Source organism: Myxococcus faecalis, assembly GCF_050039385.1.
GTDB lineage: Bacteria > Myxococcota > Myxococcia > Myxococcales > Myxococcaceae > Myxococcus > Myxococcus fulvus.
The window spans coordinates 6,001,800-6,025,204 of sequence record NZ_CP144336.1; the positions used below are offsets into that span (position 1 = coordinate 6,001,800).

At 71.5% G+C, this 23,405-nt stretch carries 23 protein-coding genes; 10 read left to right on the forward strand and 13 right to left on the reverse strand.

The genetic code is table 11. From position 1 onward, the window contains the following. Window positions 1-135: 135 nt before the first annotated feature. Window positions 136-1,263, forward strand: coding sequence for a sensor histidine kinase (locus VZQ01_RS24090; protein WP_426744727.1), 1,128 nt, complete (start codon window positions 136-138; stop codon window positions 1,261-1,263). Beyond that, window positions 1,260-2,018 (forward strand): LytR/AlgR family response regulator transcription factor, encoded by a 759-nt coding sequence (locus VZQ01_RS24095; RefSeq protein WP_141329175.1) that lies wholly within the window; start codon window positions 1,260-1,262, stop codon window positions 2,016-2,018. The genes VZQ01_RS24090 and VZQ01_RS24095 overlap by 4 nt, the downstream gene beginning before the upstream one ends. A gap of 4 nt (window positions 2,019-2,022) precedes the next feature. On the opposite strand, the gene VZQ01_RS24100 is transcribed toward VZQ01_RS24095, so the two are convergent. Next, window positions 2,023-2,382, reverse strand: coding sequence for a hypothetical protein (locus VZQ01_RS24100; protein ID WP_426744729.1), 360 nt, complete (start codon window positions 2,380-2,382; stop codon window positions 2,023-2,025). A 179-nt stretch (window positions 2,383-2,561) separates the two neighbouring features. Between VZQ01_RS24100 and VZQ01_RS24105 the strand changes: the two genes are divergently transcribed. Together VZQ01_RS24105 and VZQ01_RS24110 are read left to right on the forward strand one after the other, a co-directional pair. Continuing rightward, complete coding sequence (locus VZQ01_RS24105) at window positions 2,562-3,716, forward strand: tetratricopeptide repeat protein (protein ID WP_426744731.1); 1,155 nt, start codon at window positions 2,562-2,564, stop codon at window positions 3,714-3,716. Window positions 3,717-3,846: 130 nt separating this feature from the next. Further along, window positions 3,847-4,239 carry a hypothetical protein gene (locus VZQ01_RS24110; RefSeq protein WP_046716582.1) on the forward strand — a complete coding sequence of 131 codons (393 nt, stop codon included), beginning with the start codon at window positions 3,847-3,849 and terminating at the stop codon, window positions 4,237-4,239. A 280-nt stretch (window positions 4,240-4,519) separates the two neighbouring features. Here VZQ01_RS24110 and VZQ01_RS24115 read toward each other — a convergent pair whose 3' ends face one another. The 5 genes from VZQ01_RS24115 to glpK form a co-directional block, all read right to left on the reverse strand. After that, on the reverse strand, window positions 4,520-5,980 hold the full coding sequence (locus tag VZQ01_RS24115; protein ID WP_426744733.1) for a hypothetical protein: 1,461 nt from the start codon (window positions 5,978-5,980) through the stop codon (window positions 4,520-4,522). A 302-nt stretch (window positions 5,981-6,282) separates the two neighbouring features. After that, window positions 6,283-7,545 (reverse strand): hypothetical protein, encoded by a 1,263-nt coding sequence (locus VZQ01_RS24120; RefSeq protein WP_223782909.1) that lies wholly within the window; start codon window positions 7,543-7,545, stop codon window positions 6,283-6,285. Between the two features lie 29 nt (window positions 7,546-7,574). Then, window positions 7,575-7,886, reverse strand: a complete 312-nt coding sequence (locus VZQ01_RS24125; protein ID WP_223749685.1) for a 4a-hydroxytetrahydrobiopterin dehydratase — start codon at window positions 7,884-7,886, stop codon at window positions 7,575-7,577. Between the two features lie 45 nt (window positions 7,887-7,931). Continuing rightward, window positions 7,932-9,308 carry a hypothetical protein gene (locus tag VZQ01_RS24130; RefSeq protein ID WP_426744736.1) on the reverse strand — a complete coding sequence of 459 codons (1,377 nt, stop codon included), beginning with the start codon at window positions 9,306-9,308 and terminating at the stop codon, window positions 7,932-7,934. Continuing rightward, window positions 9,305-10,795, reverse strand: coding sequence for a glycerol kinase GlpK (gene glpK / locus VZQ01_RS24135; RefSeq protein WP_223749687.1), 1,491 nt, complete (start codon window positions 10,793-10,795; stop codon window positions 9,305-9,307). The genes VZQ01_RS24130 and glpK overlap by 4 nt, the downstream gene beginning before the upstream one ends. Window positions 10,796-11,036: 241 nt before the next feature. Here glpK and VZQ01_RS24140 point away from each other — a divergent pair, with 241 nt between their 5' ends. Further along, window positions 11,037-12,011, forward strand: a complete 975-nt coding sequence (locus VZQ01_RS24140; RefSeq protein ID WP_426744738.1) for an MBL fold metallo-hydrolase — start codon at window positions 11,037-11,039, stop codon at window positions 12,009-12,011. Here VZQ01_RS24140 and VZQ01_RS24145 read toward each other — a convergent pair. The 6 genes from VZQ01_RS24145 to VZQ01_RS24170 all read right to left on the reverse strand — a co-directional run bounded on the left by VZQ01_RS24145 (window position 11,986) and on the right by VZQ01_RS24170 (window position 19,127). Next, a complete protein-coding gene (locus tag VZQ01_RS24145; RefSeq protein ID WP_426744740.1) occupies window positions 11,986-12,816 on the reverse strand; it encodes an AraC family transcriptional regulator in 831 nt (276 codons plus the stop codon). The two genes, VZQ01_RS24140 and VZQ01_RS24145, sit on opposite strands and share 26 nt — an antisense overlap. A gap of 27 nt (window positions 12,817-12,843) precedes the next feature. After that, window positions 12,844-13,401, reverse strand: a complete 558-nt coding sequence (locus VZQ01_RS24150; protein ID WP_426744742.1) for a hypothetical protein — start codon at window positions 13,399-13,401, stop codon at window positions 12,844-12,846. A gap of 45 nt (window positions 13,402-13,446) precedes the next feature. Beyond that, window positions 13,447-14,691 carry a lipocalin-like domain-containing protein gene (locus VZQ01_RS24155; protein ID WP_426744744.1) on the reverse strand — a complete coding sequence of 415 codons (1,245 nt, stop codon included), beginning with the start codon at window positions 14,689-14,691 and terminating at the stop codon, window positions 13,447-13,449. 4 nt (window positions 14,692-14,695) lie between these two features. Beyond that, window positions 14,696-17,233, reverse strand: a complete 2,538-nt coding sequence (locus tag VZQ01_RS24160; protein ID WP_426744746.1) for an FtsX-like permease family protein — start codon at window positions 17,231-17,233, stop codon at window positions 14,696-14,698. Window positions 17,234-17,561: 328 nt separating this feature from the next. After that, on the reverse strand, window positions 17,562-18,272 hold the full coding sequence (locus tag VZQ01_RS24165) for an ABC transporter ATP-binding protein (protein ID WP_408888943.1): 711 nt from the start codon (window positions 18,270-18,272) through the stop codon (window positions 17,562-17,564). Between the two features lie 54 nt (window positions 18,273-18,326). After that, complete coding sequence (locus tag VZQ01_RS24170) at window positions 18,327-19,127, reverse strand: alpha/beta hydrolase (protein WP_267701168.1); 801 nt, start codon at window positions 19,125-19,127, stop codon at window positions 18,327-18,329. Window positions 19,128-19,196: 69 nt separating this feature from the next. Between VZQ01_RS24170 and VZQ01_RS24175 the strand changes: the two genes are divergently transcribed. Further along, entirely contained in the window at window positions 19,197-19,487 is a 291-nt protein-coding gene (locus tag VZQ01_RS24175) for a DUF3467 domain-containing protein (protein WP_046716576.1), read from the forward strand. Window positions 19,488-19,500: 13 nt separating this feature from the next. On the opposite strand, the gene VZQ01_RS24180 is transcribed toward VZQ01_RS24175, so the two are convergent. Beyond that, window positions 19,501-19,755 carry a hypothetical protein gene (locus VZQ01_RS24180; protein ID WP_426744748.1) on the reverse strand — a complete coding sequence of 85 codons (255 nt, stop codon included), beginning with the start codon at window positions 19,753-19,755 and terminating at the stop codon, window positions 19,501-19,503. Window positions 19,756-19,948: 193 nt separating this feature from the next. Here VZQ01_RS24180 and VZQ01_RS24185 point away from each other — a divergent pair, with 193 nt between their 5' ends. The 4 genes from VZQ01_RS24185 (at window position 19,949) to VZQ01_RS24200 (ending at window position 23,363) form a co-directional block, all read left to right on the forward strand. Beyond that, the gene (locus VZQ01_RS24185; protein ID WP_074953978.1) at window positions 19,949-20,704 is read left to right on the forward strand and encodes a hypothetical protein; all 756 of its coding nucleotides are present in this window, start codon (window positions 19,949-19,951) and stop codon (window positions 20,702-20,704) included. A 23-nt stretch (window positions 20,705-20,727) separates the two neighbouring features. Then, complete coding sequence (gene hemF / locus VZQ01_RS24190) at window positions 20,728-21,642, forward strand: oxygen-dependent coproporphyrinogen oxidase (RefSeq protein WP_141330512.1); 915 nt, start codon at window positions 20,728-20,730, stop codon at window positions 21,640-21,642. Window positions 21,643-21,647: 5 nt separating this feature from the next. Beyond that, window positions 21,648-22,130: a hypothetical protein gene (locus VZQ01_RS24195; protein WP_223749695.1), complete on the forward strand. Its 483-nt coding sequence runs from the start codon at window positions 21,648-21,650 to the stop codon at window positions 22,128-22,130. Window positions 22,131-22,445: 315 nt separating this feature from the next. Continuing rightward, the gene (locus VZQ01_RS24200; protein WP_426744751.1) at window positions 22,446-23,363 is read left to right on the forward strand and encodes an Immediate early protein ICP0; all 918 of its coding nucleotides are present in this window, start codon (window positions 22,446-22,448) and stop codon (window positions 23,361-23,363) included. The last annotated feature ends 42 nt before the right edge of the window (window positions 23,364-23,405 follow it).

Genomic DNA, 23,405 nt, shown 5'->3' on the forward strand with positions numbered 1-23,405 from the left:
GTGGCGACCTGATCACGCGACCACAGCCCGAGTCGATCCCCTACCGCTTGCCTGCTCCCTCGCCATAACCTGATCGGCGCTCTAGAGTCCACGCCGTCCATCATGTCGACGAGCCCGACCGTGTCATGGAGTCCCGTGTCCGCCGCTGAGTCCTCGTCCACCGGGGCTCGGTGGGGGCTGTCCTCGCGGTGGTTCTGGCCCGCGGTGATTCTGGCCGGGTACACGGTGCTCGCGCTGCTCTATGGGGCGCAGCTCTTCGTGTACCGCGCCTCGCACGGGGAGCCGCCGCGTCTGGGCGAGGCCCTGCTGACGGGCGCGTGTGTCTGGTACGCCTGGGCAGCGCTCACGCCGTTCGTGCTGGCGGTGGCGCGTCGGATTCGCGCGACGGGCCGGCCGTGGTTCGTGCAACTGCTGCTGCACCTGGTGCCCGGCGTGGGCTTCGCGGTGCTGGCGCTGGGGCTGTTCGCGGTGCTGCGCGAGTGGCTCGTGGTGGAGGTCAGCGGCGGCGCGTCCGCGGCGTGGACCTACTTCCTGTTCATCGCGTCGAAGACGACGGACTTCGACCTGCTCATCTACTTCTCCCTGGTGGGCATGGAGGCCGCGGTGGCGTACGCGCGGCGGATGCGCGAGGAGGCGGTGCGCGCGTCCCAGCTGGAGGCGCAGCTCGCGCAGGCCCAGCTGCAGCTCTTGCGCAGTCAGCTCCAGCCCCACTTCCTGTTCAATACGTTGCACGCCATCTCCGCGCTGATGCACCGGGATGTGGAGTCCGCGGACCGGATGGTGGGGCAGTTGAGCGAGCTGCTGCGCGCGAGCCTGGAGCGCGACGGGCGACACGAGGTCCCGCTCTCGGAGGAGCTGGAGCTGCTCTCGCCCTATCTGGACATCGAGCGCACGCGCTTCTCGGATCGGCTCCAGGTGGATGTCGATGTCGCGGAGGACGCGAGGGACGCGCTGGTGCCGTCGCTGTTGCTCCAGCCGCTCGTGGAGAACGCCATCCGACACGGCATCGCGCCGCGCAGGGGACCCGGGAAGGTCTGGGTCCGGGTCCGGCGTGATGGTGCGCGGCTGGCGGTGGAGGTGGAGGACGACGGGGTGGGGCCGCCGGCGGGGCGCACGGAGCTGGAGGAGGGAATCGGGCTGGGGGCCACGCGGGCGCGACTGGAGCGACTGCACGGTGTCGAGCAGTCGGTGACGTGGAAGGCGCGTGCGCCGAGCGGGTTCCTGCTCTCGCTCTCGCTGCCCTATCGGAGGACGCGGGCATGACGGTGCGCACGCTCATCGTCGATGACGAGCCGCTGGCGCGCGAGCGACTGCGGACGTTGCTGGCATCGGAGACGGACCTGCATCCCGTCGTAGAGTGCGGGGACGGGCAGGAGGCGCTGGAGCTTCTGGCGCGCGAGCGGCCGGCGCTGGTGTTCCTGGATGTGGAGATGCCGGAGCGGGACGGGTTCGGCGTGCTGGCGGAGCTGGGGCAGGCCGCGCCTCCCGTGGTCGTCTTCGTCACGGCGTGGCCGCAGCATGCCTTGCGTGCGTTCGATGCCGCCGCGGTGGACTACCTGCTCAAGCCATTCACGGTGGAGCGCTTCCGGCGCACGTTGACGCGGGTGCGGGAGCGACTGACGGCGCCTCCGGGAGACTTGCGGCAGCAGCTCCAGCGGATGTTCCAGGAGCTGAAGCCGGAGCCCACGGAGCGGCTCGTGGTGAAGTCGGCGACGCGGACGCTGCTGGTGCCGGTGGAGGACCTGGACTGGGTGGAGTCCGCGGGGAACTACGTCACGCTGCATGTCGGCACCCAGACACATCTGTTGCGCGAGACGATGGCGGAGCTGGAGGGGCGACTGCCGGCGCGGCGGTTCGCGCGGGTGCATCGCTCGGCGCTCGTGAACGTGGACCGGATTGTCTCCCTGACCCCCACGCTGTCCGGGGACCATCGACTGGTGCTGAAGGACGGCCAGGAGCTGACGCTGAGCCGCACGTACCGGGCCCGGCTGGAGCAGGTGCTCGGCCATCCGCTGTGAGCCGTCAGTCCTCTTCGAGCAGCGCGAGGGCGAGCGGCTTCGTCGTCCGGTTCAGGTTGATGGGCGACACCGCGCGGATGCGCTCCACCGACTCGCGGTCCCCGAGCAGCGCGAGCCCCAGCGAGGCCAGTCCGTATTCGTTGTGGGAGTTCGTCCTGGCGAAGAACGACTCGTCGAACACCCGGCGCAGCGTCGCAATCGCGCCCGTGTCCCCCGCGAGCGCCTGACGCGCCGCCACCGCGAGCTTCCGGTAGCCATTGCTGTCGTCCTCGCTCCACCGCATGGGGGACTCCCAGCGGACCACCTGCTCCAACAGGAGCGCCCGCGCTTGCTCCACGAGCTTCTGTCGTTCCTCGGCCGTCATGATGTCGCAGAGGGTAACCCCATCCGAGGCACCCCCGACAGCGGGACACTCATCCTTCCCCGTCCGCGGCTCGTCCCTCCCATCCGCGTCTCATCCCATCAGCGCCCCACGGCGCGACTGACTCCCTAGCCTCGTCTCCGCGATGGAGGGGCACGACGCCTCTCCCGGAGGACTCGGACATGCGGCAGGTCATCTGTGTGGGACTGGCATCACTCGTCACCGCTTGCGCGACCGGCCGGCCCGCCCAGGCCATCAACGCCGGCACCGCCGCGGAGCAGGGCCGCCCCTTCAGCGAGGCCGCCGTCACCGTGATGCAGGCCTACGATTTGGAGAGCCGCTTCGATGACGCCGTGTCGCTGGGTCAGTTCGCCAGTGAGCGCGCTCGGACCCTGAAGGACCCGGGAGGGGAAGCCCGCATCCTCGCCGAGCAGGGCCGCGTCATGTCCCGCATGCTCCGTCACCAGCCGGGGATGGACACCACCCAGGTGCTCGACGTGCTGCGCCGCGCGCGCCGCCTCGCCGACGCCTCGGGCGACGCCCGTGCCCGCGTCGCCGCGCTCGACGCCGAGGGCATGTTCCACTACTTCATCGTGCTCCTCACCGGCCAGGGCGAGTGGGCCCCCGTCGTCGCCCTCTTCGAGCAGGCCCGGGACCTCGCCGCGTCCTCCGGTGACACGCGAGGGCACATCGAGGCCCTGTTCCATCTGGGCCTCACCCAACAGTTCCAGGGCCAGGCCGAGGCCGCGAGGTCGACCTACGCGCATGGCCTGTCCCTCGCCCGCGCCTCGAACGACGTCCTGATGGAGTCCTACAACCTTCGCCACCTCGCCTCCCTCGACGAGGACCAGGGCCGGCTCGACTCCGCCATCACCCTGTATGAACAGTCCCTGCGGCTGCGCGAGCAGGTCGGCTTCAACACCGGCCAGATGTTCGCCCTGGTCGCCCTCGCCAACGTGCGCTCGCGCAAGGACCCCAAGGACGACCAGGCCCTGGCGCTCTCGGAGAAGGCCCTCGCCCTGGCTCGTCGGGTGAAGGACCCCGCCGGCCAGCGCGAGGCCCATACCTCCCTCGGCCGGCTCCACCTGCGCCGGGGCGATGTCCCCGCCGCGCTGCCCCATCTGGAGCAGGCCCTCACCAACGCGGAGTCCCACGAGGACTGGTGGTCCGCCGTCGATGCGTTGCTGGAGCTGGGCCGGGCCCACGCGCTGCTCGGGGAGAAGGCGCGCGTCGAGGAGCGACTGCGGCGCGCGCGCGCGGTGGCTTCCTCACGAGGACTGAAGGAAGCGCTCGGACAGGTGGAGAAGGCGGAGCGCGAACTCGGCTACGCACCCTGATGGGCGAGGCCCGACGCGCCATTCGTCCGCTGTCGTTCATCTTCGCGAGGGGGAGGGCTCTCATCGCGCGCGCACAGGCGTACGCTGCGTTTCGCATCGCCTGTTGTTCTCGTTCACCGGAGGAGATGGAATGACTCACGAGACCGTCAATTCGCAGATCACCGACAGCCTGGCCCCCTCGGAGATGGCCCTGGCTCCCTCGACGTCCTCGACGCGCAAGTCATCCTCGCGGCGCCGTCGCGCCACGAAGAAGGCGTCGGGCCGCACCGGTGCTCGCGCGAAGAAGACCACCTCGCGCCGCAAGGCCGCGGCGAAGCGCACGACCACGCGCGGAAAGACTGCTCGCAAGAAGACCCCGGCCCGGAGCAAGCGGGGCGGTGCTCGCAAGACGACCGCGCGTCGGACCGGAACGGCGGGTCGCACCGCTCGCAAGAGCCCGGCCCGTGGCCGCACCACCGCGCGCAAGGGGGCGGCTCGCAAGGGCGCGGCCCGGAAGACCTCGCGTCGCACCACGCGCCGCTAGGCGCCTTGTCCACACGCTCCGGTGAGCCGACCGCCTCGGGATGCAGGTGCCTTCCGAGCGGCGGCTGACCGGGGACTTCCGGCGCGAAGGCCACGCGCGCGCCGCGGATGTGTCTGTCTCGAGGCCCGGTGGGCTCAGCCGCCCCGGCGCCGCGCACCCATCACACGAGGGTGGACCCGACACGAGGCTCGACGCCGCTCGTCGCGGCGTGAGCCAAGAAGCCCGTGTCATCCGAGCGGAGGCGAAGGGCCCCGAGTCATGCTCGAGGCCCTCGCGCCGCCTATTGCTTCATGCGCAGCAGGAACAAATCACTGCGCGCCGGCGCGCGCCGGCCCGTGCCGAAGTCCGAGTTGCGGTCCGTGTGGCCGAACAGCAGGACATCGCCGTCCGGGAGCATGCCCACGAAGCGGAGGTCTTCCACGCCGTACAGCTCGCCTCGGGGCTGGGGCGGGTCGGAGATGTACAGCTTCAGCCCGAGCGACGCGCCGTCCGCGCCGTAGCGCAGGGCCACGGGCTGCGCCGAGCCCAGTCCATCCGGCCCCGCCGCGCCGTCCACGATGAGCGAGTACGTGAAGCCGCCCACCACCAGCTCGCCCGAGGGCTTCACCCCGAGCGCTCCGGCCCGCAGTCCATCGCCCAGGTTGCGGCTCCAGCGCTCCTTGCCCGCCGCGTCCGCGGACACGAGGAAGGGGCTCGCCCGGTACGCGTGGCCCTGGAGCTTCGCCGTCCCCCAGGACACCGTGCCCAGGAAGGAGCCGAGCGCCACCACCGTGCCCCGCGCATCCACCCCCACGTCGCTCACCGTGCCCTTCGCCTGCGCGAGCGGCCGCGCCCAGACCAGGGCACCCGTCGGCAGGTACACGGCGACGAACGCGCTGCCCTCGGAGGCGCCCTCCGAGCGCTGCGTCCCGAAGCGGACCGCGCCCGTGTAGCGCCCGCCCACCACCACGTGCCCGTCCGGCCCCAGGGCCATCGTGGTGATGAGGACGCGCGCGCCCTCGCCCTCCGCGCGTCCGACGTTCAGCGCCTGCTCGGGCTTGCCGTCCACCGAGTACGTCACCACCACCGCGCCGGAGCCGACCACGCCCTCGCCGAAGTCGGTGGAGCCGGAGGTGTTGAACGCGACCATCGGCCGTCCCTGGGCGTCGAGCAGCAGGTCCGCCACCGTCGCGTCGCCCCCGGGGACACGCGCCGTCCAGACCAGGTTGCCCGCCGAATCCAACCGCGCCAGGAACGCGCCGTCCCCCAGCTCCTGGGGCTCAAAGTCCACCAGGCCCCGGGCATCCACGGCCACGAAGAGCCCTCCCTCCGGTGCCGGCGCGACGCGTGCATTCACCTCCGCGCGCAGGGACTCCGGCGTCTGGGCCACGCGCACCGGATAGGCGCGTGTCCACCGCACGTCGCCCGTCTCCGCGCGGCGGGTGAGCACCAGCCGCACGGTGTCGTCCGTGGGCTGACGTTCCTGGAGGTCATCCAGCTCGTACTGCGCCGCCGTGAGGATGTCGCCGTTGGCGTCCACCGCGGCGCCCAGCGCCAGGTCATCCTGCGCGGTGCCCTCGCGCGCCATCCACAGCGTGCTCCCCGTCGTCGCCGGTGGCGGCGGAGGCGGAGGCTCCAGGGGCGGTGGACCCGCGTCGGGTGTCCCCGCGTCTGCCTCGGGAGGTGGAGTGCCCGCGTCCTCCTCGGGAGGAGGGAGCTCCTGCGCGGGTTCGGGACAGCCCCCTCGTCGTGGTTCGCTCACACAATCGGTTGGCTCCTCCGGGTCCGAGTCCTCACAGCCCGTCAGCCAGCCCGCCCAACCCAGCGCTGTCGCGCACGCGACAGTCCGCAACCACCGCCGCCCTTGATGCATGAAGCCCCCTCCGCACTCGGAGGGTCTCCATGCTGGTAGGTGCCAGCAATACCGTGTGCGATGTCTGCTCGCTCGCCCGCTTCGACGCGCGCGCCAGGTTTCCCACGAGGAGTGGCCGCGCGCCCTGGTCGCGCACCCGGTGTCGCCACGGAGGCCCGCGCGCTACCCACGTGCGGGCGCGCGCCGCGCCTTCAGCGCCAGAAGCCGATGGACAGACCGACGTTGGTGTAGCGGCTCGCCAGGTCGAAGGAGGCGTTGATGGACCAGTCCTCCCAGTAGCGCAGGACGAACACCTCGAAGCCGCCGGTGATGTGCGGCCGCGGCGGCCGGCCATCGAAGGGCGAGGGCTCCGCGTACACGCCCGCGCGCAGGCGAATCATCCCCGGCACGGTGTCGTGCTCCACGCCCAGCCGGGGCGCGAACTCGGAGGTGTGGCCCACGAGCTGCTCCTGGGCCGTGGACGCGAAGGTGCGCAGCGGCACCGCGTTGTCCACGCCGGACAAGAGGTCCACCTGCGCGCTGATGAGCCACCGTCCCGCGGGCGCGTCCCGGGGCTCCTCCTCCGGCACCGGGAGCGCGTCCCCGTCCACGAGCAGCTGCCGCCGCGCCGCGGGGGACAGGCGGTTGTAGCGCTCCGCGCCTTCGCCCAGCCGCCAGCTCGCGCCCAAAGACAGCACCGCGGGCGACACCACCGCGCTGAACAGCGTGCGGTCCGCCAGCACCGGCGCCTGGCCGTCCTTGCGGCGCCAGTCCGCCACCACCTCGGGCCGCACCGTCACGCCCAGCCGCCAGGCGCGGCCATGGGGGCGGTACAGCATGTCCACGGCCACGCCCGTGTCGCCGTAGCGCCAGTCCTCACCGCCGGAGGACAGCCGGAAGGTGGCCTGCGCCGCGTAGATGCCCAGCGCGAGGATGAAGTCGTCCTGGCCGAAGGACACCGCGCCCGCCAGCACCGACTGCGTCATGGACACGCGGATGCGCTCGCTGTCCGTCGCGCACGCCACCGTGGCGCAGTAGGTGACGGCGCTGTTGCGCAGCGCGAAGCCGATGCCGAAGCGCTTGTATTGCAGCAGCAGGCCGCCCAGCAGCTGCCGCCGGTCCTGGGACTCGTCCGCGCGGCCGTCGTTGTCCACGTCGCGCGCGCGTCCGCTGGTGAACGGCAGGTCCAGCCAGGACAGGGTGACGCCCAGGTCCCAGTCCTTCTCCAGCGCGGGGCCCCGGTGGGCCAGCGCCGCCAGGTTGCTGGGGAAGCCCGCCGCGCCCTCGGCGATGCCCACGTAGGCGCCCCCCAGCGCGACGACGCGCGCCGAGCCCAACAGCGAACCGGGGTTGAAGTACAGCCGCTCCGGACGCGGCTCCGTGGGCTGCTCGTCCTGCGCGAGCGCGGCGGACGACAGCATCACCACCGCGCACCCGACGAGCGCGCGCAGCCCCGCGAGGGTCCTGGAGGTCATCACGACGAAACCACTCACAGCCGAGGTGCTCACTTCTGGGGTACCACCTCGTCGAAGAGCCGGTCCGCCTCATGGGCGAGGTCGGTGTCCTTGGACGTCAGGCCGTTGGAGTCGTGTGTGACGAGCGCCAGCGTCACCTTGCGCCAGCGGATGTCGATGTCCGGGTGGTGGTCCGCCTTCTCGGCCGCGTGCGCCACGCGCTCCACGAAGGCGATGCCCGCGAGGAAGGACGGGGCCTCATAGGTGCGGCGAATCATCCCGCCTTCGTGCTTCCACTCGGGATGCTGGGCGAGGAAGGACTGGAGGGCCTCGGGCGCGAGCAGGGGGGCTTTCTGGGACATGGTGCCCTCCTTCATATCCGCTTGGCCGCCCGAGGAAAGCACCCGTCAGGGGGAGGACGTCCACGGATGCACGCGCACCCCCGGCGCGCCGAGACGGTTCACCGTCCAGGTGAAATGGTCCGAGATGCGCGTAATGTGATTCGCGTGTCCGGGGTCGGGTAGCAACGCGAGCACGAGCGCGGTTCGCTCCGCGTTCCATCGGGGCGTGGCGAGGGTTCCGACTCCGCTCGAGGACTTGAGCAGCGGATGGGAGGGCCCGGGCCGCAGCTCCTGCACGAAGCTGGTGATGCTGCTGTCCAGCGAGAGCGCGCCCGCCTCCTGGAGGCCGTGCGCGGCGCTCACTTCATGACGGTGCAGCACGGGGATGAAGCCGGTCGAGGTCTGCACCGTGTCACGGGTCCACACCACGCCCTCGCCATGGCCCACGGGCTCGCCGGCGAGCACCGCGCACGCGCGGGTGGTGCTGGGACGATAGAAGCCCCGCGCGTCCACCTGGAAGGGACAGGCCTGGGTGCGCGGGGTGAAGGTGACGGAGTCCTGCGCGGAGCTCACCAGCCACACGGTGTCCCCGCCGCGCACCAGGATGGCGCGGGTGCTGTCGGTGCCGAAGGTGAGCTGTGGTGTGGAGAGCGAGCTCCAGGGGGTGTTGGAGAAGGCGAGCACCCCTTCACCCTCGCGGAAGATGAAGCGGTGCAGCGTCGTCGCGTCCGCCACCAGGTACTCGTCCTCGGTGGCGAGCCGCGAGTGGGGCGTGCGGTCCGTGTCGTACGAGCCGGGCGGTAGGGGCGCGGCGCCGGTGAGGATGAGGGGGCCCGTGCCCGGGTCGACGTAGCGGCGCACCTCGGTTTCCGTCATCGCCCACACCACGTCTCCGGCCACGGCGGTGGCGGGCTGGGTCTCACGGCCCACGGGCTGGGGCAGCGTCCCCGGTTCGCGCAGGGCCAGGTGGTCGCACAGCCAGGTCCCGCTGCGCGTGCGGTCCACGAAGAGACAGGTGGGGCGCGGGTCGAGCGTCGCCACCGGGGGGAGCGAGCGCTCATCCTGGGCCACGTGGACGTCGAACTGACGCAGGCTACCCACGGGCGCGAACGCGACGATGACGTGGTGGCGGCCCGTGGACTTCGGCGTGAAGCGCACGGTGGCGAACCAGGTGCCCGGCTGCAACTCCACCGTGGCGGGCACGGGCAGGTTGTCGGGGCCGTGGACCTCCACGGTGACGGACTCGGGCGTGTGGGCGTCCTCCGGCGTGTCGCAGACCTGGGGGCTGGTGGCGGGGACGCGCACGCTCGCCGTCTCCCCTTGCGCGATGATGAGCGTGGGGGGCTCCGCCGCGCCGGTGAGGAAACACTCCTCGGGAGGCAGGGCGCCCGGGCAGCCCGTGAGCAAGGCCAGGGCGAGCAGGAGGAGCCGCCGGGACTTCATGCGCGCTCCACCGCGCGCTTCCACTTGGCGAGGTGACGCTCGCGCTCGGGCGGCTTCATCCTCGGCTTGAAGGTCTTGTCCGCCTTCCACGCGCGCTTGATGGCCTCCGGGCTGTCCCAGACGCCCGCGCCCAGGCCGCCCAGGAAGGCCGCGCCCAGGCTGGTGGTCTCCAGGTTCTTCGGACGCACCACGGGCACGCCGAGCAGGTCCGCCTGGTACTGCATGAGCAGGTTGTTGGCCGCGGCGCCGCCGTCCGCCTTGAAGACGGGGATGGTGCGGCCGCTGTCACGGCGCATCGCCTCGGCCAGGTCGTGAATCTGCAGGGCGATGCCCTCGAGCACCGCGCGCGCCATGTGGGCCACGGTGGTGGAGCGGTCCATGCCGGCGAACAGGCCGCGCGCCTCGGGGCGCCAGTGCGGCGCGCCCAGGCCGGCGAGCGCGGGGACGAAGACGACGTCGCCGGAGTCCTTCACGCTGGCGGCGAGCGCCTCGATGTCGGGGGCGCGCTTGATGGCCTTGAGGCCGTCGCGCATCCACTGCACGGCGGCGCCGGCGATGAAGCTGGAGCCCTCCAGCGCGTACGTGGTGGAGCCGGTGCCGCCCAGCCGCCACGCCACGGTGGTGAGCAGGCCCGCCGACGAGCGCACCGGCTCCGTGCCGGTGTTCATCAGGAGGAACGCGCCGGTGCCGTAGGTGCACTTGGATTCGCCGGGCTCGAAGCAGGCCTGGCCGAAGAGGGCGGCCTGCTGGTCGCCGGCCATGCCCGCCACGGGCACGCCGTCGGGCAGGCTGCGCATGCCGCGCGTGGTGCCGTAGACCTCGGCCGAGCCGCGAATCTGCGGCAGGCACGCGCCGGGCACGTCGAGCAGCGAGCGCATCTCGTCGCTCCACTGCAGGGTGCGCAGGTCCATCAGCAGGGTGCGGCTGGCGTTGGACACGTCGGTGACGTGGGTGGTGCCGCCGGTGAGCTTGTAGACGAGCCACGTGTCGATGGTGCCGAAGCACACGTCGCCGCGCTCGGCCTTGGCGCGCGCGCCCTTCACGTGCTCGAAGAGCCAGGTGAGCTTGGTGCCGGAGAAGTACGGGTCCACCACCAGGCCCGTCGTCTCGCGCACGCGGGGCTCCACGCCGCGCTCCTTGAGCTTGCGGCACAGGTCCGCGGTGCGCCGGTCCTGCCAGACGATGGCGCGGTGCAGGGGCTTGCCGGTGTCGCGGGTCCACAGGCCCGTCGTCTCGCGCTGGTTGGTGATGCCCACCGCGGAGATGTCCCGGCCGGTGAGCCCCGCGCTCTTGAGCGCCCGGGCGATGCACCACTCGCTGGTGGCCCAGATTTCATCCAGGTCGTGCTCCACCCAGGACGGCTTGGGGAAGTGCTGGGTGAACTCCTTGTAGGACTTGCCCACCACCTTGAGCTTCGAGTCGAGGATGGAGACGTGGGTGCCAGTGGTGCCCTGGTCCAGGGCCAGCACGTACTTCGTCTTCGGCATGAGGTGGGTCCTCCCGGGGATGTGGGGGGAACCTACTCCACGTCCCCGGCCGGTGTGGATGCCGTTGGCGGGGCGGTGTGTTGGCGCCCGCACGAGTCGGGCCCGTGGAGGGGCTTCGGCCGGGATGGCGGGTGGGAGCAAATCGATGGCTGATGCGCGAAAGCAGGCCAGGGGCCGCTGGCGCATCTTCCGCCTCGTTCGCCGGGCTCTCGGGTGGGGCCGGCCTTTCGACACGAGGTGGATGACGATGCGTGGGTTCGGGATGAAGTCGGTGGTGTGGCTGCTGGGCGCGCTGTTGGGGGTGGGCTGCGCGGGGACGAAGGCGGGGCTGGGGGAGGCGCGGCTCGAGCGCTACACGAGTGACGCGAGCGGGTTCGACACGCACTCGTTCTTCTACGACACGGGCGCGGAGGTGGTGGTGTTCGACGCGCAGTTCACGGAAGGGGAGGCGAACAAGGTGCTGGAGCACATCCGCGCGCGCACCGCGCATCCCATCCGCTACGTGGTCATCACGCATCCGAACCCGGACAAGTTCAACGGCGCGGCGGTGTTCCAGCGCGTGGGGGCGAAGGTGGTGGCGAGCAAGGCCACCGCCGAGGCGATTCCCGCCGTGCACGCGTACAAGAAGTTCTATTGGGTGAACGTGGCGAAGGCCTTCACGGAGGAGACCTATCCCGCCGAGGCCACGGTGGATGTCACCTTCACGGGGAGCTACTCGCTGCCGCTCGAAGGGGGCGCGAAGGTGGAGCTGACGGAGCTGAAGCACTCGGGTGTGACGGTGACGCAGACGGTGGCGTACGTGCCGGGGAGCGAGGCGCTCATCGTCGGGGATTTGGTGCACCACGGCGCGCACGCGTGGCTGGAGGGCGGGGTGCGCGAGGGCAAGGTGGTGCCGGACGTGGCGTCATGGAAGGCGGCGCTGGGGGAGCTGTCCGCGTGGCCTCGGTCCACGGTGCATGGCGGGCGAGGGGACAGCGCGCCGGTGATGGATGTGATTGAAGCGCAGCGGCGCTATTTGGATGGGATGGTGACGCTGGTGGAGGGGTACGCGGCGGAGCTGGGCGAGCGCGGGTCGGAGCTGTGCGGCGAGCAGGCGTCGACGCACTACGGGCAGTTGGAGCAGCGCGCGGTGGCGGCGTTCCCGGAGCTGAAGCTGCCGTACCTGGTGGGCTACGGCGTGTACGGCCTGGTCAACCGCGTCGCCTGCGGCGGGTAGGGGAGGGGAGCGCGGTGGTGCCCTTGGCGATGCGTTGGCGGAAGTCGCGGGGGCGCTCACCGGTGAAGGCGGTGAAGGCGTGGGTGAAGGCGGCGAGGCTCTCGAAGCCCACGGCGTAGGCGGTCTGCGTGACGCGGGCGCCGTCCTCGGCGAGCAGCTCCATGGCGCGCAGCATGCGGGCGTCGTGGAGGAAGCGGCGCCAGGAGGTGCCGGCCTCGTCATCGAAGCGGCGGGCGAGGGTGCGCTGGGAGAGTCCCGCGGCCTTCGCCGCGCCCGCGAGGGTGACGGGGCCTGGGAGGTGGGCCAGGGTGTAGGCCATGGCGCGCTCCAGCTCGGGTGTGCGGGCGCGGGGCAGGCGCCAGTCGCGAGGCTCCGCGCTCCATTCGGACAGCAGGTGCGCGAGGGTGGAGAAGAAGCTCTCGGCGACGGGGTCGCGAGGTGAGCGCTCGGGTCCCCAGCGGGTGGAGTGGAGGAGCATCTCGCGCGCGAGGGGTGGCAGGACGAAGACGCGGCAGTCGCCGGAGGGAGCGGCGGGGACGCGCGAGGGCTTCAGGTAGACGGTGCAGAGGGTGGCGGGCTGGGTGGTGCGGACGCGGTGGCGGGTGCCGGCGGCGAGCCAGGCGGCGCGTTGAGGAGGCAGGAGCCACTGGGCCTCGGCGACCTCGAGGTGGAGGGCGCCGCTGGCGGCGTAGAGGAGCTGGTGGCGACGGTGGGTGTGCCACGGGGAGGTGGAGGGGGACAGGGCGTCGGTGAGGCAGAAGGCGGACGCGGGCGCCGAGTCCACATCGACCAGGGGTCTGGGCACGGCTCCTCCGGGCTCGGGCGCGCGGCGTCACGAGCGGGCCCGAGCATACCGGGCCCGCAGCATCAACCAGTCCTTCAATTCGGGGTGCAGCCGAGTGAGGTCTGGCTCGGCGATTCGAGACAGGATGTTGAGTGCGTTCTTGATGTCCCGAAGCAGGAGCAGCTTATCTCGGGGGAACGCACGGATGTCTGACGAGGCCAGCAGGGCTTGTGCCTCTTGTGGGGCCAAGGTGGCCACGCGTTGGAACCACTCCCTCACGATTTCAGGGTCCAGGATGTCGTCCCCTTGTCGTGGACCCAGATCCTCGATGAGGCGTGCGCGCAGGTTCATGGCGGAGAGCCAGAACGAGTGCGCGGCGCGTGCCTGTGCGCTGTGGGCGAGCGCTTCGTATGTCCGCAGCGCGATCCGAGCCCATGGGAGGCTCTGCTCCTCGCCGGCTCGTGTCGCTATCGTGAAAGCGAAGACCTCCCAGTTGAAGTCCTCCTGGTCGACGGGCTGGCCAATCGTCACGTCTTCGAGCCACGCCGCGACCTCTTGGGCCGGTCTGGCCAGAACAGCATCGAAGAGGTCACGAGGGGTGTTCATGGCTCGCTTCTGTCGAGGGTTGGTATCGGTTTCGAGGTGTGCGCGTCAGTTCCCGCCGCGAGTCTCCGGGGTCCCACGGGCCCGGGTCTCCGGTCGCCTCGTGGTGGCGTGTGTGTCCGCGTAGCCCGTCAGCTCCACGTAGCCGCGTCCTCGCACCGGCTGGCCCGCACGATTGCCATCCAGCGCCACCGAGCCCTCCCAGTAGCGCACGCTCACCGGCAGCTCCTGGTCCGCGAGCTTCGGCGTCACCGTCAGCTCCAGCCCGAGCTTCGCCACGCGCAGCCTCCATCGCGACGGATACTCCCCACCGCGCGGGCTCTTCCACGTGCTCAGCACCGACAGCTCCACGTCGTCCCGGTTCAGATGCATCGACGCACTGTCCGCCGCGCCCACCGGCGGCACCCACGTCCCCGAGCTGAACGGGTCCACCGAGCCGTCCTTCTTCCTCAGTTGGTAGTACATCAGCTCGCTGCCGTCGGAGAGCTGCAACGAGAACCAATCCCAGCCCACCTGGTCCGGTCCCAGCGCGCTGGTGCTCCACTCGCGGTCCATCCAGCTCTCCCCCGTCACCGCGTACGTCTGTCCCTCCACCTTCACCGTGCCCCGCGAAGGCATCCGCGTCATCGAGTAGTAGTACGATGCGTTCCCCGGCTCCGCGCTCTTCTGGCTCAACCCCCGCTCACCCTCGAGCACCGGCGGCTTGCCCGGCTCCAACAACAACTCCAACGTCACATCCTCACCCTGCGCGCGCAGCCGCACCGGCCACATCGACGCGCCCGCGCTCGTGGCCTCCCAGCTCTCCAGCCACACCTTGAACGGCTGCGTGCTCGCCCCCGCCAGTCCCAGCGCGGCCCGGCTGTAGCGCTCCGCGACGTGGAACCGTCCCGCCGCCACGTCCGTCACCGTGAAGTGCCCCAGGTACACCTGCCGCGCTCCCCACGCCGAGTCACGCTGTGACTCCGTCGGCGACAGCGCATTGCGGAACAGCGTGAACTGATACCCGAACGCCCGTCCGTCCGCGGTCTCCAGATTTCCCGTCCAGTACCACCACTCCGTGCGGAACTCCGGATGCGGACCGTGGTCCTCGGGGAAGTGGAACTCACGAGGCTCGAAGGCCCGTGCATAGCCCTCCATCCCACCGTCGCTCCCGCCAAGCGCCGACGCCACCGTCAACGTGCCGCCCCGTGTCAGGGGCGGCAGCTCCGTCTCGCGCGTCACGAAGTACGCCGCCACCGCCAGCGCCACCAGCACCACCGCCGTCCCGATGACGAGCCCTCGGCCGTTGCTCATGGCGTCACTCCTCCCTCAACGCGAGCGCGGGATTGGCTCTCGCCATCCGCCACGCCGGGTACAGCCCCGCCAGCGCCGAGGCCACCAGCGCCAGCAACATCGCCTGACCCAACGTCTCCGACGTCCCCGCGAGCCGCAGCGTCCACCCGAAGGAGCGCTGGTTGATGACGTGCACCAGGATGTACGCCAGCCCCACGCCCAGCGGCATGGAGAACAACCCCGCCAGCAACCCCAACAGCCCCGTCTGCAGCGACACCAGCCCCCACAGTTGCCCCGGCGTCAGACCCATCGCGCGCAGCACCGCGAACTCGCGCGAGCGCTCCAGTTGCAATGACATCAACGCGCTCAGCACGCCCACGAACGCCACGCCGATGGCCAACAGCCGCAGCACCTGCGTAATCGTGAACGTGCGGTCGAACACCTCCATCGACGCTTGTCGCAGTGAGCGATTCGGGCGCACCAGCAGCGCCTGTTCATCCCCCGCTTGCGCTCGCACGGTGTTCACCAGCGCGTCCACGTCCTGCCCCGGCGCCGCGTACAGCGCGACGCCGCTGACGCCCCGGTCGTCGAACCAGCGGTCATACGTAGCGCGAGGCATCAGCATCGTCCCCACGTCGGAGCCGTAGTCGAAGTACACCCCGGCCACCTTGAAGTCATGTGGCCCCCGGTCCGTGGAGAGCCGCACCGTGTCGCCCACCTTCACGCGCCGATGGAACGCGAAGGGCTCGGACACGACGAGCGAGTCTTTTGACGCGTCCAGCTCGCGCCACACCGCGGCCTCGTCGCCGCCCTCCTTGAAGCGATAGGGCCGCGCCGGGGATTGGCTGAAGTCGACGGCGATCAGGTCCGTGGGAATCTCATCCGCGCGCACCAGCGCCACGCGCAGCGTGCTGCTGCCCGCGATGCCCGGCGTCGCGCGCAACTTCTCGGCGAGCCCCGGCACCATCGTGGCGCCACCTCGCCGCGCCACCAGTGACGGCGGCGAGATGAACACGTCCGCCTGGAGCGACGTCTCCAGCCAGGACAGCACCGTGCCCCGGAAGCTGGACACCATCAGTCCCACGCCCACCGTCGTCGCCACCGCCACCATCAGCGCCGCCAGCGCCACCGCCGTGCGGCTCAGGCTGGTCCTCACCCCACGCGCGGCCATGCGCCCGAGCAATCCGAACGAGAGCCCCAGCGGCAGCGCCGCGTACAGCGACAGCCGCTCCGTCACCCACGGCACCAACAGCGCCGCGCCAAGCAGCACCGCGAACAGGCCCACGTACGCGGGGAACAGCGCTGGCGTGGACCAGCTCAGGAGCCCCACGCCCACCGCGAGCACGGCGACTCCCAGCACCGCGAGCCGAGGCGCGCGAGTCCTCGACACATCCTCCAGCGTCGAGCGTCGCAGCGTCGTCGCCGGAGCCGAGCGCGCGGCCTCCCAGGCCGGCACCAGCGCCGCGAGCACCGTCGCGCCGAGCCCCAGCGCCAATCCCTTGGCCAACGTGAAGGGCTCCAGCGCCAGCCCGCGCACGCTCACCACGAAGTAGAGGTCATTGATGGTCTGGGTGATGAGCCCCACCAACCCACGACCCAACAGGATGCCGAGCAACAGCCCCGCCACGGTGCCCACGACGCCGAGCACCAGCGCCTCACCGAGCACCAGCGCGAACAGCTCGTTCCGCGTGATTCCCACCGCGCGCAGCCGTCCCAGCAGCCCGCGCCGCTGCACCACCGAGAACGTCATCGTGTTGTAGATGAGGAACATCCCCACCACGAGCGCGAGGAGCGACAGCGCGGTGAGGTTGGTGCGGAACGCCCGCGTCATCTGCTCCACCGTGTTCGCCCGTGCCGACGAGCGGACGACCTCTACGCCCTCGGGCAGCGTCGAGCGCAGCGCCTCTGCCTGTTCCTCCGTCAGTCGCAGGTCCACGCGCGTCAGCCGGCCCATGCGCCCCAGCACCTCCTGTGCCGTGGACACGTCCGTCAGCACCAGCGCCTCCAGGGCGCGCGCGGTGTCCTCGTCGGCGGGAGCGAGCAGCGCGGCGATACGCAGCGAGACCTCACGACCCTCCACTCGCACCGGCAGACGCTCTCCCGCGCGGACACCCAGGGCGCGCGCGGCGCGCTCACTCAAGAGCACCGCGCCCGGCTCGGTGAGCAGCGCGCCCACGTCACCGACCGCTTCGCCTCCCGCGTATGCGCGAAAGGGGGACTCCATGAACGGGTCCACGCCCAGCACCGTGAGTGTGCGCCGGTCTCCGACAGCGGCCTGCACGTAGCCCTCGACGACGGGTGCCGCCACGGGCGCGTCCTGTCGCAGGCGCAGGTTCCGATACACGTCCTCCGACAATCCCGACGTCCCGCCCACCAGCTGATGTGTGGCACGCCCGGCCACTGCGTCGGTGGAGCGCTCGAAGGCGCGAAGCGCGCTGCCGCTCGCCAGGTCGATGGACACCACCACCGCAACACCCAGCGCGATGCCGAGGAGGGACAACGCCGTCAGCCACGGATGCCGCCCCAGGTGACGCAGGCTGGAGCGCACGAGCAGGTTCCTCACGGGCGCCTCCCGGTCCGTGCTTCAGGAGCGTCGCGGTTTCCATCCTCGATGGCCGTATAGCTCGCCCACTCTCGGGCGCTCGTGTGTGCGACACGCCGTTCCGCACCCCGACCGCACCAGTTCATGCGCGCTTCTTTGGCGGCGCCTCGCGCTCCATCAAGAACGATGCCCTGACAGCTCGCCCACGCCCTGGCGCCCCTTCGTGCGAAGCGCTGTTCCGAACCGGGCCGGTTCACGCGTGCTTCTCTCGCGGTGCCTCGCGCTCCATCCATCTCGATGCGCAGGTGGCTCGCCCACCCCCAGGTGCCCGTGCGTGCGATGTCCCCGCTCACGGCCGCTCCCTTCGTGGCGCCTCGCGCTCCACCAGTCTCCCGCCCACCATCTCCAGCACCCGGTCCGCGCGCGCCACCAACCCCGGCTCATGCGTGACGACGAGCGCGCACGCCTGTCCCCGCCGCGTGAGCCCCTCCAGCAAATCCAGCACCTGCCGCCCTGTGGCCTCGTCCAGGTTCCCCGTGGGCTCATCCGCCAACAGCAACGGCGGCGCATGTGCCAGCGCCCGCGCCACCGCCACGCGCTGCTGCTCTCCGCCCGACAGCCGGTCCGGGAAGCTGCCCCCGCGGTTCGCCAGCCCCACCTGCTCCAACAGCTCGCGCGCCCGCGCCCCCGCCTTCGCCGCGTCGCTCCCGTTCAGCTCCACCGGCAGCCGCACGTTCTCCTCCACCGTCAACGTGGGCAGCAGGTTGAAGGCCTGGAAGATGAACCCCACGCGCTCGCGGCGCAGCAGCGTCCGCTCACGCTCGCTCAGCGCGCCCAGGTTCTTCCCATCGACGTGCACCTCGCCGCGCGTGGGCAGGTCGATGCCGCTGATGAGGTTGAGCAGCGTGGACTTGCCCGAGCCGCTGCGGCCCAGCAGCACCACGAACTCACCGCGCCACAGCGACAGGCTCACCCCGGAGAGCACCTCGCGCGCGGTGTCGCCTTCGACATAGGACTTGGTGACGTCTCTCAGCTCGACGACGGGAGGCGTGTCGGACATGGGTGGGCTCTTGATACACGGGTGCCCGGCTTTTCGCCGCGCCCCGAACCCACCTCATGCGCCCGCGGGTTGTGGCTCCCATTCCCCGAAGTCACGCCACTGCCCCAGGAAGTCCGCCACCTCCCGCGCGAACAGCCGCCCGTCCGTGTCCCGCGGAATCACATGGAAGCCGCGCCGCAGCGACACCACGCGCACACACGGCGACGCCGTGAGCCGCCGCGCCAGCCACCGGCCCCCCTCCGGGTCCACCACGTGGTCCTGCTCGGCCACCGCCACCAACACCGGACAGCGCACCTGCGCCACCCGCCGCGCCGCCTCGTCCTGCAGCGTCACCAAGTCCCTGAGCCGCGCCACCGGGAACGCCGACAGCACCGGCGCCTCCGCCAGCGCCACCGGGTCCGAGATGTCCGTGCCCGTCTTCTCCACCCACGGCCGCGCCCACTCCAGCAGCGGCGTGCGCGACAACTGTCGGATGAGCATCATCCGAGGCCCCCGGAACCGAATCGCCGGCGCCGCGAGCGCCAACGCCCGCACCGCCTCCGGCCGCTCCGCCGCCAGCCCCAGCGCCAACAACGCCCCCATGGACAGCCCCGCCACGTAGACGCTGGAGTGCCCCCGCAAATCGTCCAGCGCCTCCAGCGCCGCCTCCCGCCAGTCCCGCCAGGTGACGCGCAACAGCGCCTGGGGCGTCGTGCCATGGCCGGGCAAGAGGGGGGCCACCACCCGCATGCCCCGCGCGGCCAGCGCCTCGCCCAGGGGCCTCACATCCCAGGGACTGCCGGTGAAGCCGTGAAGCAAGAGGCACGCCTCCGGGCCTTGCCCCAGGTCGAAGGGCCCCGTCTTCGCCGCGTCCATCGGGAGCAAGGTGTCCATCATGAAGACACGCTGGTCACGCGAGGGCCCAGGCGCTATGCCACATGCCTCATGGCGGACACTCCGAAGCCCCCGGACATGCAGTTGCAGATTCAAATCGACGAGGACGTCGCCAATGGTCAGTACGCCAACATGGCCCTCGTGAACCACACGGACACGGAATTCACCCTGGACTTCATCTACGTCCAGCCGCAGCAGCTGCGGGCCAAGGTGCGCTCGCGCATCATCACCAGCCCCAAGCACATGAAGCGGCTGATGCTGGCCATGCAGGACAACCTCAACCGCTACGAGGCGAAGTACGGCCCCATCGTCCTGCGCGAGGACGACGGGGGCATGCACTGACGCCCGGGCGCGCTCACTCCTCGGTGGGCTCGCTGGGGTCCCTGCCCAGCGCCAGGTAGTGCTGGGCCCGCGTCTCCAGGAACGCGGCGAAGCGCGGCTCCACCCGCTCCAGCACCTCCCACTCGAAGTCCGGCGCCCGGCGCACGACGGGCTTCGACGGCGACAGCGGCTCGCCCAGGACGTACGTGCCCGTGGGCGCCTGGGCCAGCTTGGAGTCGCGGTCCCCCGCGCCGAGGCTCGGTTGCGACCTGGCCAGGCCGTCACCCACGTCGAGAGGCGTGGGCGCATGAGGATGTGTCCGGAGGTGGCCCCGTACGTGGAGTGACGTGAAGCACGGTCCGACGCCCGGGGCGATGGCGTGGGCTTCGCGTGCTGGAACGCACGGGGCGTGGTCCCCATATCGCCCGGGCCCGGGAACGGATTTGGCATCCACCCCGCAGGGGCGCAGACTTGGCTCCACCGTGCTCCGATTCCTCGTGCCGTTGTTCGTGCTGCTCCTCGCCCGCGACGCCTTCGCCCAGTGCCTGGGGGACGGCGTGCAGGTCTTCCCCACGCCGGGCGCCATCGTCCCCATCAACAGCCGCTTCCTCCTGGAGGGCGTGGGCACGGCCCGCGAGCCGGTGGTGGCGCTGGTGGGCAAGAAGCTGCGGCTGGTGGCGGACGGCCACGAGGCGGAGGTGAAGGCGCAGCGCGGTTGGGAGAGCAGCCTGGGCCGGGCCACCATCATCCTCAAGGTGGTGGGCAAGCTGGAGGCGGACAAGCGCTACACGCTGCGCATCGACGAGGCGCTGCCCAACGTGGCGCTGCTCAACGGCCGCGGCGGCGCGGTGCTGCCCGAGTGGCACACCGGCAAGGGCGCCGACACCCAGCCGCCGCGCTGGCTCAAGCGCCCCGCCGTCTCCGAGGGTTTCCTGCGTCGCACCGCCCAGGGCACCGCCCGCTTCGTGCGCTTGAACCTGTCCCTGCGCGAGGAGAGCCCCGCCTACCTGGTGGTCAAGCTGGAGCCCCGGCGCCCGGGCCCCAGCGTGCAGCAGTACGTGGTGCCGGTGACGAACAACGCGGCCTTCATCGGCCATGAGGCGTGCAGCGGGACGTTCGCCATGGAGGACGGCCGCAGCTACCGCGCCCGCATCGAGGCGTTCGATGCCGCCGGGCACAACGCGCCCCCCGTTCCTCCTGTGGACTTCGAGGCGCCGGCCGACTACTCCGCGCAGTGAGTGGGCATCGCCGGGAGCCGAGCATGACGAAGGTGGACGTGGAGAGTCTCAAGGAGCGGATGGCCGCCTTCACCCAGTCCCTGCAGGACGAAATCTGTCAGGCGCTGGAGACGCTGGATGGCTCGGCCCGCTTCCGCGAGGACCCGTGGCAGCGCCCCGGCGGCGGCGGCGGGCGCACCCGCGTGCTGGAGGACGGCGCCGTGCTGGAGAAGGCGGGCGTCAACACCTCGGTGGTCTTCGGCGAGCTGGAGGACCAGTTCGCCAAGAAGCTCCAGGGCGAGGGGCGCAGCTTCTGGGCCGGCGGCATCTCCCTGGTGCTCCACCCGCGCAACCCCCACGTGCCCACCGTGCACGCCAACTACCGCTTCATCCACCAGGGCGGCAAGGCGTGGTTCGGCGGCGGCGCGGACCTGACGCCGTACTACCTCTACGAAGAGGACGCGGCGCACTTCCACCGCGTGCACAAGGCCGCGTGCGACAAGCACGACGCCGCCTACTACCCGCGCTTCAAGGCGGCGTGCGACCAGTACTTCTTCCTGCGCCACCGCGACGAGACGCGCGGCGTGGGCGGCGTCTTCTTCGAGAACATGGGGGGCGAGCTGGAGCGCGAGTTCGACTTCGTGCGCGACTGCGGCCGGGCCTTCGTGGACGCGTACCTGCCCATCGCCCAGAAGCGCAAGGACACGCCCTACACCCCCGAGCAGCGCGTCTGGCAGGAGGTGCGGCGCGGCCGGTACGTGGAGTTCAACCTCGTGTACGACCGGGGCACCGTCTTCGGCCTGGAGACGCGCGGGCGCACCGAGTCCATCCTCATGTCCCTGCCGCCCCAGACGCGCTGGCGCTACGACTTCCACCCGGAGCCCGGCACCTGGGAGGCCCGGCTGGTGGACGTGCTGCGCAGCCCGCGCGACTGGGCCGCGTGGACGAAGGAGGGCTGAGCGCCATGGCGAAGACACCCGCACCGAGCGGTATGGGCAGGAAGTGGCCCTTCGCCGTCGTCGGGCTCGTGCTCGCGACCGGGGCCGCCTTCGTGTTCGCGTACCGGCTGTCGCCCGCGCCCGCCGAGCCGCTGACGGACCGCGAGGCGCGCCTCAACGTGCTGGCTTTGTGTGACGCGGTGCAGGCCTACCGCGACGAGCACGGCAACTACCAGCTCGCCGGGCCCACGCCGCGGGAGGTGCCCCGGGGCGGCCGCGCGGTGCCCTTCCCGGAGGACGAGGCCTTCCACCGGCTGGGCTTCGAGCCCCAGGACGGCGTGCGCTTCCAGTACGAGGTGGTGCTGCAGGAGAGCCCCGTGGGCGAGCCGGAGGTGTCGTGCCTGGCGCGCGGCGACTTCGACGCGGACGGGCTCAACTCCGTCTACCGCGTGCGCCTGGACTCCAATGGCATGACGACGCCCATCGAGGTCGAGCGCGAGGGCGAGTAGCCCCCGGGCGCAACCCGCCCCGCTCCTGGCGCGAGAATCCGGGAGATGGGCCACGTCGGAGACATCCGGGCGCCTCGCGAGGGCCCCCGCTCGGGCAGGGGAGGTGGGCGCCCGGGCTCGGGGACACCGCCCGCCGGCCTGCCTGTGCTCCCTGGGGACGGCGTGGCGCACGGCACCGAGCCTGGCCGCCCGCCGCGCGCGTCGGTGGCGGACACTTCGTTCAACCCCCGGAACGGTCCTCCGGAGCGACCCGCGCTAGGCTCCGACCCTCTCGAGCAGCCGCCGTCCCACTCCACGGCCGATGAGGAACCCGCCATGTCTTCTTCCTCGCGCGTCCCCTCTGCCTTCGCCCGGCTGGCCCAGCACATCCTCAAGTCGCCGGCGGGCCCCATCCCCCGCGTGGGCCCCAAGGCGCCGGAGCGCGGCGGCCTCCCGGGGGGCAACAAGGACGGCTTCAAGAGCCAGGTGCCCACCACGGGCCAGCCGACGCTGGGGGGCCAGGAGCGCGCCCCGCTGCGCAAGGTGGCGGAGCTGGTGCCCCCTGGACTGGAGAAGCTGGTGGGCAAGCAGGAGCTGGGCGTGCGCTTCGGCTCGGACGCGGCGCTCCTGTCCGCGCACCTGCAGCCCTCGGGCATGTCCGGCTCCGAGCGCGCCACCCGGCTGTGGGCCTTCTTCGCCGCGTACGCGGAGACGGCCGCCGCCCAGCCGCCCCAGAAGGAGGGCCAGGAGGCCTTCCGGGAGTCGCTGGAGGGCCACGGCTTCGCGGAGCTGCGCGACGCGAACACGGGGAAGGACGGCGTGACGCAGGGGCTGTGGGTGCTGGAGGCCCGCACGCCCGACGAGGCCCGCGAGCGCGTGGCCAGCGTCCGGCTGGAGCCGCCCCCGGAGGTCCGCCACTCGGAGGCCGCGGTGCGCGCCGAGGGGACCGTCGACCCGGGGCTCGCGGCCCAGGCCCGGGGCCCGGACTCGCTGCGAGGCGCGCCCGCGCCCATCGCGATGCGGCCGGCGGAGTCCCAGGAGCGGGACGAGGGCGAGCCGGACGACGAGGGCCTCCCGCGCCGCACGACGAACAAGAAGCTGGGCGCGATGATGCTCTGGAACGTGCTGCACCGCTTCCGTGACGACGCCGAGGACGGCTCGGTGGCGCAGGGGCAGTGGGACCGGGTGGCCTTCGGGGCGGTGCTGGCCCTGGTGGGAATCGCGCTCGTCGTGCTGGCGCTCGTCAGCCTCTAGGGCGGGCGAGGGGGACTCTTCCGGTCCGCGTGCGAAAAGTCT